The organism is Ruegeria sp. BHSA162, from assembly GCF_059613385.1.
In genome coordinates, this window is record NZ_JBXWSK010000067.1 from 1 (window position 1) to 17,760 (window position 17,760).

General features: G+C 61.4%; 16 protein-coding genes, 1 tRNA gene and 1 pseudogene. 8 read left to right on the forward strand and 10 right to left on the reverse strand.

Annotated elements, in window-relative coordinates; genetic code table 11:
• The 3 genes and pseudogenes from AC2FM5_RS15360 to AC2FM5_RS15370 all read right to left on the reverse strand — a co-directional run.
• Window positions 1-219: pseudogene (locus AC2FM5_RS15360) on the reverse strand (glycerol-3-phosphate ABC transporter permease); the annotation flags it as partial.
• Window positions 220-231: 12 nt separating this feature from the next.
• Window positions 232-1,113 (reverse strand): ABC transporter permease subunit, encoded by an 882-nt coding sequence (locus AC2FM5_RS15365; RefSeq protein ID WP_093963282.1) that lies wholly within the window; start codon window positions 1,111-1,113, stop codon window positions 232-234.
• A 63-nt stretch (window positions 1,114-1,176) separates the two neighbouring features.
• Window positions 1,177-2,484 carry an extracellular solute-binding protein gene (locus tag AC2FM5_RS15370; protein ID WP_496736631.1) on the reverse strand — a complete coding sequence of 436 codons (1,308 nt, stop codon included), beginning with the start codon at window positions 2,482-2,484 and terminating at the stop codon, window positions 1,177-1,179.
• A 219-nt stretch (window positions 2,485-2,703) separates the two neighbouring features.
• Between AC2FM5_RS15370 and AC2FM5_RS15375 the strand changes: the two genes are divergently transcribed.
• Window positions 2,704-3,717: a LacI family DNA-binding transcriptional regulator gene (locus AC2FM5_RS15375; RefSeq protein ID WP_170391545.1), complete on the forward strand. Its 1,014-nt coding sequence runs from the start codon at window positions 2,704-2,706 to the stop codon at window positions 3,715-3,717.
• A 22-nt stretch (window positions 3,718-3,739) separates the two neighbouring features.
• Here AC2FM5_RS15375 and AC2FM5_RS15380 read toward each other — a convergent pair whose 3' ends face one another.
• The 6 genes from AC2FM5_RS15380 to AC2FM5_RS15405 all read right to left on the reverse strand — a co-directional run bounded on the left by AC2FM5_RS15380 (window position 3,740) and on the right by AC2FM5_RS15405 (window position 9,172).
• Complete coding sequence (locus AC2FM5_RS15380; RefSeq protein ID WP_496736633.1) at window positions 3,740-4,513, reverse strand: LamB/YcsF family protein; 774 nt, start codon at window positions 4,511-4,513, stop codon at window positions 3,740-3,742.
• Window positions 4,514-4,529: 16 nt separating this feature from the next.
• Window positions 4,530-5,546, reverse strand: a complete 1,017-nt coding sequence (locus AC2FM5_RS15385) for a 5-oxoprolinase subunit C family protein (RefSeq protein ID WP_496736635.1) — start codon at window positions 5,544-5,546, stop codon at window positions 4,530-4,532.
• On the reverse strand, window positions 5,543-6,271 hold the full coding sequence (locus tag AC2FM5_RS15390; protein WP_496736637.1) for a 5-oxoprolinase subunit B family protein: 729 nt from the start codon (window positions 6,269-6,271) through the stop codon (window positions 5,543-5,545). The genes AC2FM5_RS15385 and AC2FM5_RS15390 overlap by 4 nt, the downstream gene beginning before the upstream one ends.
• Window positions 6,272-6,279: 8 nt before the next feature.
• The gene (locus tag AC2FM5_RS15395; protein ID WP_496736639.1) at window positions 6,280-7,575 is read right to left on the reverse strand and encodes a TRAP transporter large permease; all 1,296 of its coding nucleotides are present in this window, start codon (window positions 7,573-7,575) and stop codon (window positions 6,280-6,282) included.
• Window positions 7,576-7,584: 9 nt separating this feature from the next.
• Window positions 7,585-8,136 (reverse strand): TRAP transporter small permease, encoded by a 552-nt coding sequence (locus tag AC2FM5_RS15400; RefSeq protein ID WP_311201687.1) that lies wholly within the window; start codon window positions 8,134-8,136, stop codon window positions 7,585-7,587.
• A 64-nt stretch (window positions 8,137-8,200) separates the two neighbouring features.
• Complete coding sequence (locus tag AC2FM5_RS15405) at window positions 8,201-9,172, reverse strand: TRAP transporter substrate-binding protein (protein WP_170359565.1); 972 nt, start codon at window positions 9,170-9,172, stop codon at window positions 8,201-8,203.
• A 182-nt stretch (window positions 9,173-9,354) separates the two neighbouring features.
• On the opposite strand from AC2FM5_RS15405, the gene AC2FM5_RS15410 reads away from it, so the two are divergent.
• The gene (locus tag AC2FM5_RS15410) at window positions 9,355-9,876 is read left to right on the forward strand and encodes a winged helix DNA-binding protein (RefSeq protein WP_093963275.1); all 522 of its coding nucleotides are present in this window, start codon (window positions 9,355-9,357) and stop codon (window positions 9,874-9,876) included.
• A gap of 44 nt (window positions 9,877-9,920) precedes the next feature.
• Here AC2FM5_RS15410 and AC2FM5_RS15415 read toward each other — a convergent pair.
• Window positions 9,921-10,005, reverse strand: a tRNA-Leu gene (locus tag AC2FM5_RS15415).
• Between the two features lie 738 nt (window positions 10,006-10,743).
• Between AC2FM5_RS15415 and AC2FM5_RS15420 the strand changes: the two genes are divergently transcribed.
• The 6 genes from AC2FM5_RS15420 to AC2FM5_RS15445 all read left to right on the forward strand — a co-directional run.
• Entirely contained in the window at window positions 10,744-11,172 is a 429-nt protein-coding gene (locus AC2FM5_RS15420) for a hypothetical protein (RefSeq protein WP_093963272.1), read from the forward strand.
• A 2-nt stretch (window positions 11,173-11,174) separates the two neighbouring features.
• Window positions 11,175-13,187: a dynamin family protein gene (locus tag AC2FM5_RS15425; protein ID WP_170359567.1), complete on the forward strand. Its 2,013-nt coding sequence runs from the start codon at window positions 11,175-11,177 to the stop codon at window positions 13,185-13,187.
• 7 nt (window positions 13,188-13,194) lie between these two features.
• Window positions 13,195-14,913 (forward strand): dynamin family protein, encoded by a 1,719-nt coding sequence (locus AC2FM5_RS15430; protein ID WP_170461319.1) that lies wholly within the window; start codon window positions 13,195-13,197, stop codon window positions 14,911-14,913.
• A 126-nt stretch (window positions 14,914-15,039) separates the two neighbouring features.
• Window positions 15,040-15,441 (forward strand): hypothetical protein, encoded by a 402-nt coding sequence (locus AC2FM5_RS15435; protein WP_170367238.1) that lies wholly within the window; start codon window positions 15,040-15,042, stop codon window positions 15,439-15,441.
• A 26-nt stretch (window positions 15,442-15,467) separates the two neighbouring features.
• On the forward strand, window positions 15,468-16,322 hold the full coding sequence (locus AC2FM5_RS15440; RefSeq protein WP_254429975.1) for a hypothetical protein: 855 nt from the start codon (window positions 15,468-15,470) through the stop codon (window positions 16,320-16,322).
• A 71-nt stretch (window positions 16,323-16,393) separates the two neighbouring features.
• Window positions 16,394-17,760 (forward strand): dynamin family protein (locus tag AC2FM5_RS15445; protein WP_496736645.1); only part of this gene is annotated, 1,367 nt, incomplete at its 3' end.

The window sequence follows — 17,760 nt, forward strand, 5'->3', positions numbered from 1 at the left end:
GCCAAGTTCGTCCCCGATCGTCAGGCTGGGTCCGGTTTTGATCACCTCGACATCCGGAACGGTCGTCATCTGGAAGATCATCAGCAGCGGCAGCATCATGAACAACGATCCGACGATCAGGATCGTGTGATCAAGGATCGTGGACAGTCGGATGCCGCGCTTTCGCGTTTGGGTGGGTGAAGTGGCGGACGCCATCGCAGGGGTATGTGCTTCGGTCATTGTCTGCCCTCCTTACGTGTAGTGGATGCGGCGCTCGACCAGCCGGAACTGGAACACCGTCAGGGCCAGAACCAGAACCATCAGAACGACCGACTGCGCCGAGCTGCCACCCAGGTCGTTGCCGCGGAAGCCGTCCACATAGACCTTGTAGACCAACGTCATCGGGTTGTTGCCCGGCTCACCCTTCACCATCGTGTCGATCACACCGAAAGTATCAAACAATGCGTAGGTGATATTGATGATCAGCAGGAAAAACCCGGTCGGCGCCAGCAGGGGGAAAGTCACGTCCCAGAACCGGCCCGTGGATGAGCGGTTGTCGATCAAAGCCGCCTCGCGCACCGATCGCGGGATCGATTGCAGGCCAGACAGAAAGAAGATGAAATTCACCGGAACCTGTTTCCAGACCGAAACGATAACCATCGCCGTGGCGGTGTCATTGAAATTCACGCCCAGTTTGAAATCCCACCCGATCGAGCGCGCCAGTTCGGTCAATGGCCCCCAGCTCTGGTTGAACAGGATCAGGCCGATGAAACCCGCCACCGGCGGCGCCACGGCGTAAACCCACATCAGCAGCGTGCGATAGGTCTTGGCGCCGCGCAGCACATTGTCGGCCTTCACGGCCAGCAACAACGCGATCGACAGCGAAAAGAACGTGACCAGAACGGTGAAGATCACCGTGAACCAGGCAATGCTGAGATACTCGGAATTCCCGGCAAGGTCGCTGTAGTTGTCCAGCCCGACGAAGGTCGACCCAAACCCGAACGGATCCTGAAGGAAGAACGAAGACTGCACCGCGTGAGCGGCAGGCCAGTAGAAAAAGACCGCGATGATCAACAGCTGCGGCAACAGCAGAAGAACCGGCAGCCAGCGAGTGGAAAAACCAGCGCGTTTCATGAAAACTCCGAAAAAGGGAGGACGGTCGCACTTCTGCGACCGCCCGTTTCTTGGCGAGTGGGATCAGCTCTGGGTCTTTGCGAAACGCTCGAGCAGACCGTTGGCTTCGTCCTCGATTGCCTTGAAGGCGTCCTCGACCGAGGTTTCACCCGTCAGGATGCGGCCATATTCGCGGTTCATCACGTCGCGGATCTGGACGTAGAAGCCCATGCGATAGCCCTTGGTGTTTTCACCAGCAGGCAGCGACAGCTGCTTGATGCCGACTTCGGCGGCCGGAGCACGGTCATAGTGACCATCGCCCTTCGCCATTTCATAGGCGGCGGTGGTGATCGGAACATAGCCGGTCTCGCGGTGCCACATGTACTGGGTTTCGGGCTTGGTCAGGAACTCGAAGAATGCCGCGGTGGCCTTGTTTTCCTCGTCGCTCTTGCCGGCCATCGCGAACAGGGCCGCGCCACCGATGAAGGTCTGCTTGGGTTCTTTGGTCACAGCTTCCCAATAGGGCAGGAAGGTGGCCGAAAACTCGAACGGCAGGTCCTTCTTGGACAGGCCGCCGAACGAACCGGACGAGCCCAGCCAGATGGCAACCTTGCCTTCTTCGAACGGGGTCTGGTTGTCGCTCCAGCCGGTGCCATACCATTCGAAGAACCCGTTGTCCTTCCAGTCTTTGACGGCGCTGAAGTGTGCCTTGATCGCGTCGTTGTTGACAAGAATCTTGGTGCCGTCAGCGCCTTCATAGCCGTTGTCGTTGGTGGCAAACGGCAGGTCGTGGCGCGAATGGAAGTTCTCGGTGAAGATCCAGGGCAGATGCGACTGCGACAGGCCGATATAACCGGCCTCTTTCAGCGCCGGCGCCGTCACGGTCTGGAACTCTTCCCAGGTATTCGGCGGCGTCACACCCGCTTTTTCCAGCGCATCGACGTTGTAATACATGATGGGCGAGGACGAGTTAAACGGCATCCCGATCATCTTGCCGTCGCTGTCGGCATAGAAGTAGCGAACGCCCGAGATATAGTCCTCGATGTCGAACGCAACGCCGTTCTGCTCCAGCAGGTCCTGAACCGGAACGGTCGCGCCCTTAGCGCCAATCACGGTGGCGGCGCCGGCGTCGAATACCTGCAGGACGTTGGGCTGTTCACCCGCACGGAATGCGGCGATGCCGGCGGTCAGGGTCTCTTCATATGTGCCCTTGAAAACCGGCGTGATCTTGTAGTCGTCCTGGGACGCGTTGAAATCCTCGGCAATCTGGTTGACGGTGTCACCCAGGGCTCCTCCCATGGCGTGCCACCACGTAATCTCGACTTCGGCCGAGACCGTATTCGCTATCATCGCGAACGCGGCAGCAGCAGCACCTGTTTTGACGTTTATCATGTAGTTCCTCCGATTCATGTTGCGCCCCTACGGGCGGGCCAAAGCCCTGGAAACTATGGGGTATTTTCCCCGATGACATATTTCACATCCAGAAAAAGGCTGACACCTTTCGCAAAATGTGCACACGTGTTCACTAGCTTCCAACCGTGACAGTTTGATGAAAGATTCGATTCATTGCAAGAATGTTGAAACCCTCTGAACAGGCGAAACGCAAACCGCATGTGTAGCGAGAGAAACAAGGACGCAAAACGCCCCCGGCGCGCAACGGCCCAGACCGTTGCGGACCTTGCGGGCGTCTCGCGTTCAGCTGTTTCGCGCGCTTTCACGCCCGGTGCCTATGTCGATTCCGAGAAGCGTAGACGGATCCTCAAGATCGCAGCCGATACCGGGTATCAGCCGAATGCCCTGGCCGCTGGCCTCAAGGCCGGGCAATCAAATTTGGTCGCCGTCTTCGTCGGCAACATGCGCAGCCCCTACGACTCGGCCTTTGTAGGTGAACTGGCCCAGGCCCTGAGCGGGTTGAAGAAATGGCCCATTCTGATCGACCGAACCGGCGCCAACACGGATCAGGCGCTGCGAGAGCTGCTGCGCTATCCGTTGGACGCATTGATTCTGCGCGGCGGCAGCATGTCCGAAGAGATCGTCGACAGATGTGCGCGGTTCGGCATCCCGATGATCTCGTCAGGCCGTCCCGTTCAAGGGCCCCGTGTCGACAATGTCTGCTGCCGCAATACCGATGGCATGACCATGATCACCGACTTGCTGATCAGCCGGGGGCGGCGGCGGTTCGGGTTTCTCAGCGGACCCGAGGAGTTCTACTCGTCTTCGCGGCGCCGCGCCGGGGTCCTCCAGGCGCTGGATCGGGCGGGGCTTGACCTCGTGGCCGAACACCCGACTGATTACTCGGTCGACAGCGGATACGGCGCCGCGCGCAGTCTGTTGTCCCGCGCCTCTCTGGATGCGCTTGTCTGCGCCAATGACGCCACGGCGATCGGGGCGCTATCGGCTGCGCGCGATCTGTCTCTGAACGTACCCGGCGATTTGGCGATTGTTGGTTTCGACGACATCGCCATGGCGAAATGGCCAACATTCCGCCTGACAACAGTCCGGAACCCCATCGACGCCGCCGTTGACGCGATCATCGCGTTGCTGGAGCGTAGGCTCGTCGATCCCGGACGTCCCGAAGAGAGTATCTTTTTGGACCCCAGCGTCATCGAACGCGAGACGCATTGAACAGCCGCGTCAATCGAAAAACCTAGGCAGGGCCACCGGCGAACTGCTTGAGCTCCACCCCGCTCTCCTGAAGGGCACGGCGGACACCGGCCGCAATCGACACCGCCGTGGGCGTGTCTCCATGCAGGCAGATCGTGTCGATGCGGGTCGGGATATGCTTGCCTCTTTCGGTGATGATCGCCCCGGCCTTGACCATCTCGATCATGCGCGCGGCGGCCCGGTCAGGGTCGTGGATCACCGCGCCGGGCAGACTGCGATCAACCAGCGTGGCGTCGTCGTTGTAGGCGCGATCGGCAAAGATCTCGCAGGCCACCGGACAGCCCAGTTCGCGCGCGGCGCGTTGCTGGGCGGTTCCGGCCAGAACCATGATGATCAGATCCGGAGCCACCGACAACGCGGCCTCGTAGCATGCCCGCGCCATCGCCTGATCCTCGGACGCCATGTTGGCCAGCGCACCGTGCAGTTTCAGATGACGCACCTGCCCGCCGGCCGCCCGTGCCATCGCCTGCGCCGCGCCGACCTGATAGCGGATCAGGTTCTGCAGCGACGGCAGGGGATAGTGCATCCGCTGACGCCCAAAGCCGTGCAGATCGGCAAAGCCGGGATGCGCGCCGATGCCCACGCCGTTTTCGACCGCCTGCGCCATCGTCGTGGCCATCACGTCCCAGTCGCCCGCATGAAACCCGCAGGCCACGTTGGCCGACGTCACGATCTTCAGCAGCGCCGCGTCATCGCCCATTTTCCAGGGGCCAAAGCTTTCGCCCATATCGGCGTTCAGATCGACTTGAAGTGCCATGGCACAGGCTCCTTTTCTACAAAACGTCCTCTTCGCGGGCGATGGCGCCGCTGATCAGTTGATAGGATAGCAGGTCGGACATGCTGCGCGGATCGCGGATCAGCGGGCGTAGCGCCCTGGGTAGCGCGGCGCGGGCTTGCGCCGCGGCGCGCTCAGCGGCCACCGCCTCGTCCAGTGACACGAAGCGGAACCGCAGGTCGGCCCCGGCCGGGGCCTGCGCCAACTTGGGCAGGTCGCAGGGCAGAACGGTGCCGATGCGGGGATAGCCGCCGGTGGTCTGACACTCGGCCAACAGCACGAAGGGCGTGCCGTCGCCGGTGACCTGGATATCACCCGGTACGATAGTTTCCGACAGCACGCTGCGCCCGCCCGAGACATGAAAGCCCGGTCCGTCGCTTTCCAGCCGCACGCCCATGCGGTTGGCGCGCGCGTCCCGGCGAAAGGCGGTGGTTTGCAGCCGCTCCAGAACGTCGGCGGCGAACAGGTCGGTCTGGAAACTGGCCACGATTCGGATCTCCCCGCCCAAGAACCGGTCCTCGGGGTCAAAGGTCATGCCGGTTGCACCGCCCGCGTCCTGGCCGATCGCCAGGCGGTCGCCCGCCTTCAGCACGGCTCCGATCCCCGCCGTCAGATGCGCCGAACAGGCGCCAAGAACCGGATCGCCCTGCACCCCGCCGCCGATGCTGAGATACCCATAGCTGCCGGCCACGGCCGGACCGATGCTGAGCCGGGCGCCCGCAGGCAGCAGGTGCGAGGCATTCCAGACCGCCGTCGCGCCGTTGATCTGCGCCCGCATCCGCGCGCCCGTCAGGGCAATGCGCAGATCCTGATCGGCCTGGAATTCGCCGCCCATGCCAGCCATTTCCACGGCGGCTAGGTCGTCCGGCTGTCCCAGCAACGCCGCGCCTTCGGCCGATGCAAGTCGGTCCACCGCACCACCGCGCGACAGGCCCATGTCCAGATATCCGGGCCGCCCCATGTCCTGCAACGTCAGGCCGGGCCCGGCGCGCAATATGGTCAGATGCGCGCTCATGCCAGCGCCTCGCAACTGGCGCCGCCGCGCGGATCGCTGCGCATCCGCGCCAGCGATTCCGGGTCGGTGGGGCTGAACTGCACCTCGTCCCCGGGGCGCAGCAGGAATGGTTCTTGCATATCGGGCTGGAACAGACGGATGGCGGTCTGGCCCACATGCTGCCATCCGGTCGGCGTGGTGACCGAGAACAGCACAAGCTGCCGCAGCGCCACCACCAGCGCACCTTCGGGTACGCGCGGGGTCAATTCCTTTTGCCGGGGGATGTCCCAGGCGGGCGGCAATTCACCCAGATAAGGCTGACCGGGGGCAAAGCCGATGGTCTGCACACGCACCCGCGCTTCGGACAGCGACCGAATCGCCTCGGCCTCGGACAGGCCCGCCGCCTGCGCCGCCTGCCCCAACTGCGGCGCCAGATCCGTGCCAAAGACGGTGGGCACCCGCCAGAACCTGCGCCCGCCGGGCAGGTCGGCCGCGTACCAGTCGCGCTGGTCCAGCAGCGCCTGCACCTGCCGGTGCAACGCGGCATGCGTCAGATGCAGCGGATCGAACCGTACGTAGGCCGAGACCAGCGAGGACGAGGTTTCCTCAACCCCCGCCCAGCCCTCCGACTCGAGCGCGGCGCGAAAGGCGAGCGCAGCCCGGTTGGCCGGTTCGCTGAGTGCGGCGGCAAAGCTGATCAACAGCCCGTCCACCCCGGCGGTTCGTATGATCGGAAAATCCTGCATCGCCCCTGTCACATCTGGTTCGGCAGAAAGGTCACGATGCCGGGGAACACCACGATGATCGCCAGCGCCACGATCATCAGGAAGAAAAACGGCAGCGCCGCATGGGCCACCCGCAGGATGTCGCGCCCGGTCAGCGATTGCAGCACGAACAGGTTGAAACCGACGGGTGGGGTGATCTGCGACATCTCGACCACGATCACCAGGAAGATCCCGAACCACAGCGGGTCAATACCCGCCTGCATCACCATCGGCATGATGACCGAAGCCGTCAGCACCACGACCGAGATCCCGTCCAGAAAACACCCCATGATCACGAAGAACACGGTCAGCGCCGCCAGCAGAGTGAAAGTGGACAGGCCCAGCGACCCGATCCATTCCGCCAGCACGCGAGGAATGCCGGTGAAGCCCATCGCCACGGTCAGGAACGAGGCCCCAGCAAGGATGAAGGCGATCATGCACGAGGTCACCGTGGCCCCCATCAGCCCGTCGACGAAGCTGGCGCGGGTCAAGGTGCCCTCGCGCCAGGACAGCAGCAGCGCCAGCACCACGCCCACGGCGGCCGCATCGGTGGGCGAGGCTATCCCGGCATAGATCGAGCCGATCACACCGACGATCAGCAGGATCACCGGCACCAGTCGGCGCGAGCGACGCAGTTTTTCCGCGAAACTCGCGCGGATGTCCTCGGTGGGCAGGTTGGCGCGGTTGATCAGCGCCCAGATTGCGACATAGCCCACGAACAGCCCCACCAGCAGCAGTCCCGGCAGAACTCCGGCCACGAACAGACGGGCGATGGATTGCTCGGTCGCCACGCCATAGACGATCAGGATGATCGACGGCGGGATCAGCAGGCCCAGCGTGGCCGAGCCGGCCAGCGTGCCGATGATCATCTTCTCGGGATAGCCGCGGCGCGAGAGTTCCGGGATCGACAGCTTGCCGATCGTGGCCGCGGTGGCCGCCGACGACCCGGACACAGCCGCAAAGATCCCGCAGGCAAAGACGTTCACATGCAGCAACTGCCCCGGCAGCCGGTTCATCCAAGGCGACAAGCCGGTGAACATGTCCTCGGACAGGCGCGAGCGGAATAGAATCTCGCCCATCCAGATGAACAGCGGAAGCGCTGCCAGCGCCCAGGAATTGCTGTGCCCCCACAAGGTGGTCGCCATGACCAGCCCCAGCGGCGCATCGGAGAACAGCGCCATCGCCGTGATCCCGACCCCCAGCAGCGAAAACGCCACCCACAAGCCCGACCCCAGAAAGGCGAACAACAGAACAAGAAGAATGATGGAAAGCGTGGCAATCGACATCTGCTGGCCCTATTCGCTCAGAAGGTTTTCGCCCTTGCCGTCCCAGCTGGGCGCGTGGCCCGCCAGCAGACCGACAAGTTCGTCGACAAGGGCAAGAGTCAGGATGGCCAGTCCCAGCAGGACCGGCATCTGCACGATCCACAACGGCACCGAGACCATGCCCGGGCTGCGGTCACCATATTCCAGCGACTCCAGAACTAGCAGGCCCAGATACCAAGTGGCATAGGCGCTCATGGCAAGGGCAACCGTCACCACGCAGATCTCGGTCAGGCGGCGCGGTCCCTTGGGCATTCGCCCGATCAGCAGCGTCACCCGGATATGCCCGCCGGCGCGCAGCGTATAGGCCAGCGCCAGAAAGCTGGATGCGGCCAGAAAGAATCCGGTGAAATCGGCATAGGACGGGATGGTCAGACCCACGCCCCGCCCGGTCAGCGCGGCCCAGATCTTGTCGGCCAGGTTCAGCCCGACCTGCGCAAAGACCAGCACGACGATGGCCAGAATGAACAGCGCCGCCAATCCGCCGGCCGCACGATAGATGAAATCAAGACTGCGCCGCAGCATCGCCATCCCCTCCCCTTGTTGTCGAACCCGGCCGGGCGTTTGGCGCCCGGCCGGTTCGGGTCGTTTACTGCTGATAGGCCTGCAGCAACGCGGCACCGTCCTCGCCGGCGTTGGCCTTCCAGTTTTCGAGCATCTGCGCGCCGATTTCACGCAGGCCAGCCATCAACTCTTCGGATGGCTGTACCACGGTGATGCCGTTTTCCTGCAGAACTGCGGTCTGCTTGGCGGTCTCGGCCTGGCTCATTTCCCAGCCGCGGGCTTCGGCGGCGGCGGCAGCCTCGAGAACGGCGGCCTGGGTCGCGTCATCCAGACGGCGGAAGGCGCGCTTGTTCACCACGACCACGTTTTTGGGAATCCAAGCCTGGATGTCGGTGTAGTGGGTCAGAAAGTCCCACGCCTTCGAATTCACCCCGGTCGAGGGCGAGGTGATCATCGCCTCGACCCGGCCGGTGCTGAAGGCCTGCGGAATATCCGGAACCTCGACCTGCGTGGGCGCGGCGCCCGCCAGGTTCGCGAATTCTTCCAGCGTGGCGTTGTAGGTGCGGAACTTCAGGCCCGCCAGGTCATCCACGCTGTTGATTTCCTTGGTGGTGTACAGGCCCTGCGGCGGCCACGGCACCGCGTACAGCACCATCATGCCTTGCTCGTCCAGCAGACCGTTGATCACGTCTTTCTGTGCCGCCCACAGCTTTTGGGCGTCGTCATAGTTGGTGGCCAGGAACGGCAGCGAGTCTGCGCCGAAGGCCGGGTTGTCATTGGCCAGCAACGACAGAAAAAACTCTCCGACGGGCACCTGGCCGCTGCGGACTGCCTTGCTGATCTCGGGGTGCTTGAACAGCGAACCTGCGGAATGGACCTTGATTTCAAGGGCGCCGTCTGTGGCCGCGGTCACGTCCTTGGCGAAGTCGTGGATGTTCACGGTATGGAAGGTGGCGTCCGGATAGGGCGTCGGCATGTCCCAGGTCTCGGCCTGCACCTGCATGGCCAACCCGGCCAGCGCGGCAACCGCGCCACCGGCAATCTTCATCAGTTTCATTTTGGCTCTCCCTGCTTGAGTACTGGCGCAGAAGCTGACTCAACGTTTGCGATTTGTCAACGTTTTGTTATCGTTTTGACCAAAACACTGCAGAGTCCAAAGGTCAGCACGTTGAAAACACACGCCCTTCATGCCAAAACACTGATAATTTCTCAGCGTTTTGCAGATCAAAAGGCCGCAATATGACCGATTCTTCCCCCGACACACGCCGCATCGTTTCCTCTCGCCACTTGGCCGAGGGCGAAGGCTGGGAACTTTCCGAACTCGAATTCGGCCTGATCATTGTCTATAATGCGTTCTCACGCTGGATGACCCGTTGCATGGCCGCAGCCGGGCAGGCCGATCTGGGACCGCTCGACATCCTGATCCTGCACAACGTCAACCACCGCGGACGCGACAAGCGCCTGACCGACATCTGCTTTCTTCTGAACATCGAGGACAGCCACACCGTGAATTACGCCCTGCGGAAACTGCTGAAGGCTGGGCTTCTGACGTCGGAAAAGCGTGGGAAAGAGGTGTTCTACCGCACCTCGCCCGAGGGAGTGGAGCTATGCGACGCCTACCGGAAAGTTCGCCAGCAATGCCTGCTGGAAGGGCTGTCAGCCACCGACCTGTCGGGCCCGGATCTGAGGGACCTGGCCCGCGATCTGCGGGCCCTGTCCGGCCACTATGACCAGGCCAGCCGCGCGGCGGCGTCTTTGTAGCGCCTTAGCATCCGCCCACGCAGCATGATCGGTAAGAAATAAAATGGTGCGGGTGGAGGGACTTGAACCCCCACGCCTTGCGGCGCCAGAACCTAAATCTGGTGCGTCTACCAATTTCGCCACACCCGCAACACGGCGCCGACGCGCCGAATGGAAGGGCTGATAACAAACCTTTTGGACAAGCGCGAGAGGAAATCTTGCCGTCTGCGGCGGAATATTGACCCCCGTTCGGAAACAATGGAAATGACCTAGGCGAGGGGAAGATCGACCCGCGCAACGGCGCCAGAATGTTTGGCATCCGGATTCCCGGTTTATTTTTATCGCCAAATGGATTTCTTGACGCGGAAACCCGTCGTTTTCGGAGCGAAACAAAGCGCCATAATTGTTCTGTTTTTGGACACATTCCCAAATTTTCAAAAATTGCTAAATTCTCGCTGACGTTGTGGATCACATTGGGACGTCTCGACCACCCTTATCAACCTCGCACTGAACCAATAGCAATTCGGTCCCTCCGCCTTCTGCCGTGGCGTGAACTCATCCTCTGATCTGGTTTTCCATTTTTCATATATTTTACAAAACACTAACCGTCAGTCGAATTCATCACGACAAACCAAATCGCACGCCGAAACACACCCCGGTTTCAAACCCGGCGGTCCTGTCTATTTTGATTATTACACCCTGAAGTTGCGGCATTGTCATGCAACGGCCACCATAATTGCGCCACATTTCAAACGCCAAAATATCTCAATCACGTCAAAATAACACCGTGATGAAGGTAATTCTGTCTACCAAGGAGTTAATGAGTCTTTTTCGCCTTTCCGGCACCGTACGAGTTTTTTGCTCAACTCCAGTACAAGGGTCTCAGTCGTGACCGAACAGATCAACTCCGCTGCCACCGAGCAAGACGTCGTCTTTCTTGCAAGAGAAAGCTTTGTCGGCGAGCTCAAAAACCTCAACCAGCAATTCCCGAACACAGGTTTCGGCATTGCCCTGAAGACGCATGAGGGCAACGAATACCTGTTGGCAAATGCGCGAATGCCCCTTCCATCGGCCAAATCAAATGGGTTTCCGACCGGACGTCGGGTCGCGCGCCTGGACAATGGAACCCGGTTCAGCTCGATCGAAGTGCTGGCCGATTCGCGCGCCTTCGATACCATCTCGCCCGGAACCGAGGCCGAGATGCTGGGCAACGCTCTCGAACTGATCGCCCGGATCGACAGCTTTTCAGGCATGGCGCCTGCCAGTTTGACGGAATCCGGGCATACCCAAATCGCTGCAACCGGAACCGGAGGCTGAACATGGCCCGCAACGACCACCTTTTGTCTGTAGGAAACGAGGCATTGGCGCCGATGTCGGAAGCCATGTCCGCACTGACGACACAGATCGACCAACTGACAGAGGTGGCGGATGCGCGCTCGACTGCGCGGCTGGCCACGCTCAAGACCCGTATGGAAAACTTCACCGCCAGCGTCACTTTCGTCGGCCAGGTGAAGGCGGGCAAATCTTCGATCGTCAACATTCTGGCCGGTCGGCCCGGTCTGCTGCCGTCGGATGTGAACCCGTGGACCTCGGTCGTGACCACGCTGAACATCAACACCCGCATGCCCGGTGAATACAGATCCAAGTTCACCTTCTTCGAGCAGGAAGAATGGGACAATCTTATGGTCGGCGGTGGCCGTTTGGGCGAACTGGCCAATCGCGCAGGCGCCGACGACGAGATGGAGGACATCCGCCGTCAGATCGCGCAGATGAAGGCCAAGTCCGAGGAACGCCTTGGCAAGCATTTTGACCTGATCCTGGGCCAAAGCCACCAATACGATTACTTCGACGAAGAGCTGATCCAGCGCTATGTCTGCCTGGGTGACGAAGACGATCCGGACATCAACCCGAAAACGGGCCGGTTCGCCGACGTGACCAAAGCCGCGGAATTGTACATGGACATTCCGCAGTACCCGATCGCGCTGAAATTGTGCGACACGCCGGGCGTCAACGACACGTTCATGGTGCGCGAACAGATCACTCTGCGCAGCCTGCGCGGATCGGAGGTCTGCGTCGTGGTTCTGGCGGCAAGCCAGGCGCTGACCACTATGGACATGGCGCTGATGCGGATCATCGCGCAGTTCGAGAACCGGCAGATCGTCCTGTTCGTCAACCGGATCGACGAGCTGACCGACCCGGTCAAGCAAGTCCCCGAAATTCGCGACCGAATTCAGGATACACTCAAGCAAAACGGAATCGACACAAGCACCAGCGTTGTTTTCGGCAGTGCGTTGTGGGCCGAGGCCGCGCTGACCGGCAACCCGGATATTCTCACCGACGATTCCCGCCAGGCCCTCAACACGTTCTATTTGGCCGCCGGCTTTGGCGACCAGGCCGCATCGCTGGACAAGATCTGGGCCCTTTCTGGTCTGCCTGACCTGCTGTTGGCCATGAACGAACGTATCGCCCAAGGCGCAGGAACGCGTCTTTTGGACCGTGTCCGTCACCGCGCCCGCAACATCGCAAGTCAGATTCGCGCCACCTCGGTCGCCAAGAGCCTGTCGGGCGGAGACGGCGTTGTTCGCGATCTTGACGGCGTGTCACCCGAAGATGCGATCGCCACCGTCGCGGCCGAATATGACAAGAAAGCTGCCGCCCTGACGACGTCCCTGCGCGACAAGGTGTTGGAACGTCTGGCTTCGGCCGAGGCAAACTTCGTCAAACGTGCAACGGACTCGTTGATCGCGCATCTCGAGCAGAACGGCGAACAGGGCACCTGGCAATACGACCCGGCCGGGCTTCGTACCCTTCAGAAGGCCGCCTATTTCAGCTTTGCCCGCGCAATGCGCAAGGACGCCAGCGCGCTGTATTCCGCAGCCGCAGCGGATGTCGAGGCCCTGTATCAGAAGCTTCTGGGTAACCACTTGGGCGAATTCAGCATCGAGGCGCCCATTGTGCCGCGCGTACCGCCGCCATTGGGCATTGGCAGAACGATCGCGCTGGACCTTCAAAGCACATGGTGGCGTCGCTGGTGGCAACGCCGGAAAGGGTTTGAAGCCTATGCGGCGGACTACACCCGCCTGATCGCATCAGAAGCCAATTCGATCACCAAGGATCTCGAAGAAACCCAGATCGCAGCCGTTCTGGAAAATGTTCGGGCCGTCCTGTCGGATTTCATGCGCGAGCAGCAGGAAACCCTTCTGAGCATCTCGCAATCCGCCGAAAAGGCACCGGGGACCGCCCCGGACCTGATGGCCGGGCTCGAGCCGAAGAAGTCACGTGACGAAATCCTCGGCGACATCCTCAAAGACCTCAGCAACGAAGCAGCGTAAGAAAGCCATGGCAAAAGATTCACAAATCCGCTTCGTCTCTCCTCGGGCATGGGAACGCATCGAGCAGTGGTCCCGCCGCAAACCGGTTTTTGCGCTGATGGGAGAGTTCAGCGCCGGAAAGTCCACGCTCATGAACTTCCTGCTGCGCAAGCAGGCCCTACCGACGCAGGTGACGGCCACCCAGCTGCCGCCGGTCTGGTTCAGTTGGGGCAACAAACCGGCTTACGTCCAGCGCCATGACGGGACCACTTCTCCGATTGGTTTGGACGAATTGGACAAGGTGGGCGTCAACGACGCGCAGTTCATCCGCATCTATCTTGAAGCGGACATTCTCGAGGCCGTCGACCTGATCGACACGCCCGGCATTTCGGACCCCAAAATTCAGGCCGATGTCTGGCGCCGTGCGGTAGGTCAAGCCAACGGGGTGCTATGGTGTACGCACTCGACGCAGGCCTGGCGCGAGACCGAACGCGCCACGTGGGTTTCGTTGCCGGAACGGCTTCAGCACAACTCGCTTCTGTTGGTCACGCGCGCGGACGCACTGGATCTGAAAGACCGCCAGAAAGTGCTCCGCCGCATCAACCGCGAAGCGGGGCACCTGTTCAATCGGACAATCCTGTTTTCCGCCCGTGACGCGATCATCGCGCGTGACAAAACGGGCGACGCCGAGCTGTGGTCGCGCAGCGGCGGCGGCAAGATGATCGACAGCTTTCTTGAGATCACCGAGCAGATCATGGACAGCCGTGCGGAAAAACTTGCCCGCTACCAGATCGACAAGAGCCTCGCCGGCACGCCCCCGGTTCAACCGGTGCGTCCCGAACGATCCGATCGCCAGACCGCAGCCGAAGAGCCCGCGCCTTTCAAGTTGACCAACCCGCTGGATCAGGATGATGGATTCGAGGCGGTCCGGAACTCGGACGATGTGATCGCAACCTTCCCGGTTCGACCGGCCCGGGTGGAGCGCCGCGGCGAGTCGACCGAACGCGAGCGGATCAACCCGGATGACGCCGACCGCTTGCGCGCCGAAATGACGCCGGTGCCCGATGACGATTTGCGGGCCTTGTTCCGGGACGAGGATGAGGATCGGCTCAGCGTCGCCGCAACTTCGACTGCGGTGACTCAGCTGGACGACGAAGACTTTGACGAGATCGATGACTATACGCTCGACGTCGAGGACGACGAAATGCTGGTCGCGGACGCCGATGACCAGACCAACGATCAGGGTGCCCAGGACGAAGACCTGCTGGCCACGCTGTCAGAACGTTTGGTTGGCGAGTCCCCCGCACCGGCAGCAGACGAACAGGACGAGACCCCGGCACCCAGTGTCGAAGACTCGGTCTCGTCCATTGCTTCGCTGTTGTCCCAGCAACAGGGTGACGATGCCACGACCTATGAACCTGAGCCGGAATCGAACGGCTTGATTTCGGCCCAGACCCCTGAAGACCAGGAACCCGAAGTGCCTTGTGAGCAGGTCGGCGAAGGCGAAACCTCGCTGGAACACCTTTTGAGCGTGCCGGCAGGAGCTCCGCTCAGCGCGGCGGCGATGTGGCGGGAAATCGCGGCCAGTGAAGATATCCCCCAAGACGTGGACGGGCTGCACGCCGTGTTCCAGGCCTTTCTTGAGGAGTTCGACAAGATCGCTCACGAGCACACCGGGCGCGACGAACAGGACAGGATTCAACCGGTGCCAAATCCGAAAGACAGGGCGGAGTGGCATGTGTTGTAACCGGGCCTCATGGGACACGTTGGAAACGGTAAACCGTTTCCCATCCCGAACGGCAATGCTACTCAGCGGCGCGACGGTTTCGAACCGCTGCGCCTTTGGGCTTAATAAGGGATAACAGAGCTTTAGATGACGATTGACGCCGCATTGACCACCGCCATGGAAACCATTCCCGACTGCATCGCAGCGGGATATGTCGACATGGAAACGGGCATGCTTCTGGGCATGTCGGCAACCGGGACCGAGGATGGTGCAGCCTTGGAAACCCTCGCCATTGCGGTGGCAAATCTGTTTCAGGGCCGGGGCGTTCAAGCATTCGAAGCGCTGTTGGCCTCGGCCGGACTACAGGATCCGGAGAACCCGGGATTTGGGGAAATCTCGGTGTTTTCGAACGACCGGCTACACATCTTCATGCGGACCCGGGCCTATCCGGAACACGTGGTCTGCTACATCTGCCGCGACAGCGCGAATATCGGGCTGACGCTTACGAAATCACATCTCAGCCTGGGGCCGGTAGCGGCCGCAGTTTAGACGGGACCAGAGGGGGTCACGGCATGATGGCGACAGACATAATCGACATGCTCGAAAACATCGGGCGGTCTGCGACGCCCCGTTTGTCGCCGGCCGTTCGGTTAACCGGGGACACGGCCGAGGCCCGGCGGGCCAGCATACTGAACCTGATCCGGGGAACGGTTCTTCCAAGACGCTTGGAGTTCAACGCCCAGAACGGAACGATCCTGGCGATCGAGGTGAACAGCTCACGGATCACGGATGTTTATTCGGCAAGCACCGGCGCCCTTCCGGATTTCGAAACCGAACCGCGCGAAGCGCTGATCGAAAAGCTGGCGCGGCTCGTGTCCGACCTGGCAGCGATCGCCCCTCCGATCGAAGTGGTGTCTCTGAAACCGGACGGGCCGCTGGAGGCGGATGACGTCGGCATCACTTTCAGCGAGATGCAGAAAGCCTGTGCCGAGCTCGTTCTGCCGTCAGAGCCGCGGGTTTCGGTTGTCCCGGATCCCGTCGAGGACACGAAAGAGCAGGACAGCGCTGAAAGTGCAGAACTCAGTGTAGCCGCGGCTTTCTTCGACGGCGCCGAGCGGTTCGCCATGGGACGTCTGCTGACAAGTGCCGAGGGGGCGACCCACCAGTTCGATGGCGTGTGCGCCGATGGCCAGCCTCTTCACCCTTCGGATGATCTGTTGACCCGGTTCGCACAGGATCTGGCGGGATGGGATGCGGACAATACCGGGCTGCTCGAACAGCCGCAACTGATCGTCATGCGGCCGTCAGGTGGCAAGGGCGCGGGTGTCGCTCTGGTCCGGGATGGTCGCAATACAGCCGCCGCCGTACATGACGCGCGCAAGCTGGGTGCCGTCGTCAACCTGTGGAAATCTCTGCGGGAGTCGGTCTGATGACACCGCTTTCGCGACAGTTGAAGTTAAGTTTTAAGCAAATCTTGGGTACCAGTTTTTAGGGTAGTGTTATGAGTGAAACCAACCGCCGGGAATTGATCCGGATCGCCAGCGAAATGAAAGAGGTGAGCAATGACGAGACCTGTCAGTTCATCTCTCGCATCGTTGACGATCTCAGCGGCCTGAAACCGTCGATTGCATTCGTCGGGCAGATCAAGGCCGGGAAGTCCCGTCTGATCAACGGCTTTACGGGACAGGCAGAATTTCTGCCGTCGGACGTGAACCCGTGGACGACCGTGATCACCGACATGCATTTCGGTCATCCCTCCGGGCGCACATCGGGGGCCGAATTCCATTTCTTCGACAACCGCCAATGGCAGGCGCTGATCGCCGAAGGCGAAGAACTGCGCAACATGTTCCCCGACGATGAGGACAGCTATAAGCGCGAGATGATCGAGGAGCAGGTCGAGGCGATGAAAAACCGCGCTCGTCTGCGCCTGGGTGACAGTTTCGAACAGCTGATGGGCCAGCATCACGACCTCGAAGAACTGACGTCTGATGACCTTGCCCGCTATGTCTGTGCCGGGGATGATCCGGCCGACGAAGCCGAACATGATCCGGGATCGGACCGGGGTTTGTACAGCGACATCACCCGCAAGGCCGAGGTGTATTTTGATCTTGGACACTTCCCGTTCCCGCTGACCGTGACCGACACGCCCGGCGTCAATGATCCGCTGTTGATCCGCGAAGAGATCTCGCGCCAGTACCTCAAGGAATCCGACTTTTTCGTCGTGGTTCTGTCCGCGCACCAGGCCCTGTCGCGCGCCGATTTGAAACTGTTCCGGCTGATGCAGGCGCTTGAGCTGGGTCAGATCGTGGTTTTCATCAACCGGGTCGACGAATTGGGCGGCGGTGCGGAAGACGCGGCGAAAGTACGCGCCGACGTTTTGGACGGGTTGGAAAAGGCGCTGGGGAAGTCCAGCATCGACGTTCTGATGGGCAGCGCTCAGTGGGCGCATTACGCACTGACCGGGGACGAAACCGGCGTCAACCACGATCACATCCTCGCCTGGCTGCGGGCGCATCCCGAACAGATGAAGCAGTACCTTGCCGGCGTCGAAGAGATCAAACGCGGCCCCGGCCCCATCAGCCGCGAGGCGGTTCTGCGGTATGCCGCGATGATCGCCTCGGGCTTGCCCGATCTGCGCCGGCATGTCACCACCGCGCTGACTGACGGCCCGCGCAACGAACAACTGCGTATGGCGTGGCAACATCTGAACGGCTTTGCCCAGGGCGAGCTGGAACGCAGCAAGGCCCGCCTCCGCGCGCTGGAAGAAGATGGCCAACCTTCGGACGATGCGGCTGGCGGGAATGACAAGACCCTCGCCGAGTTGCGCAAGCTTGTATCGGACAAAACCGCAGAAATCACCCGCGACAT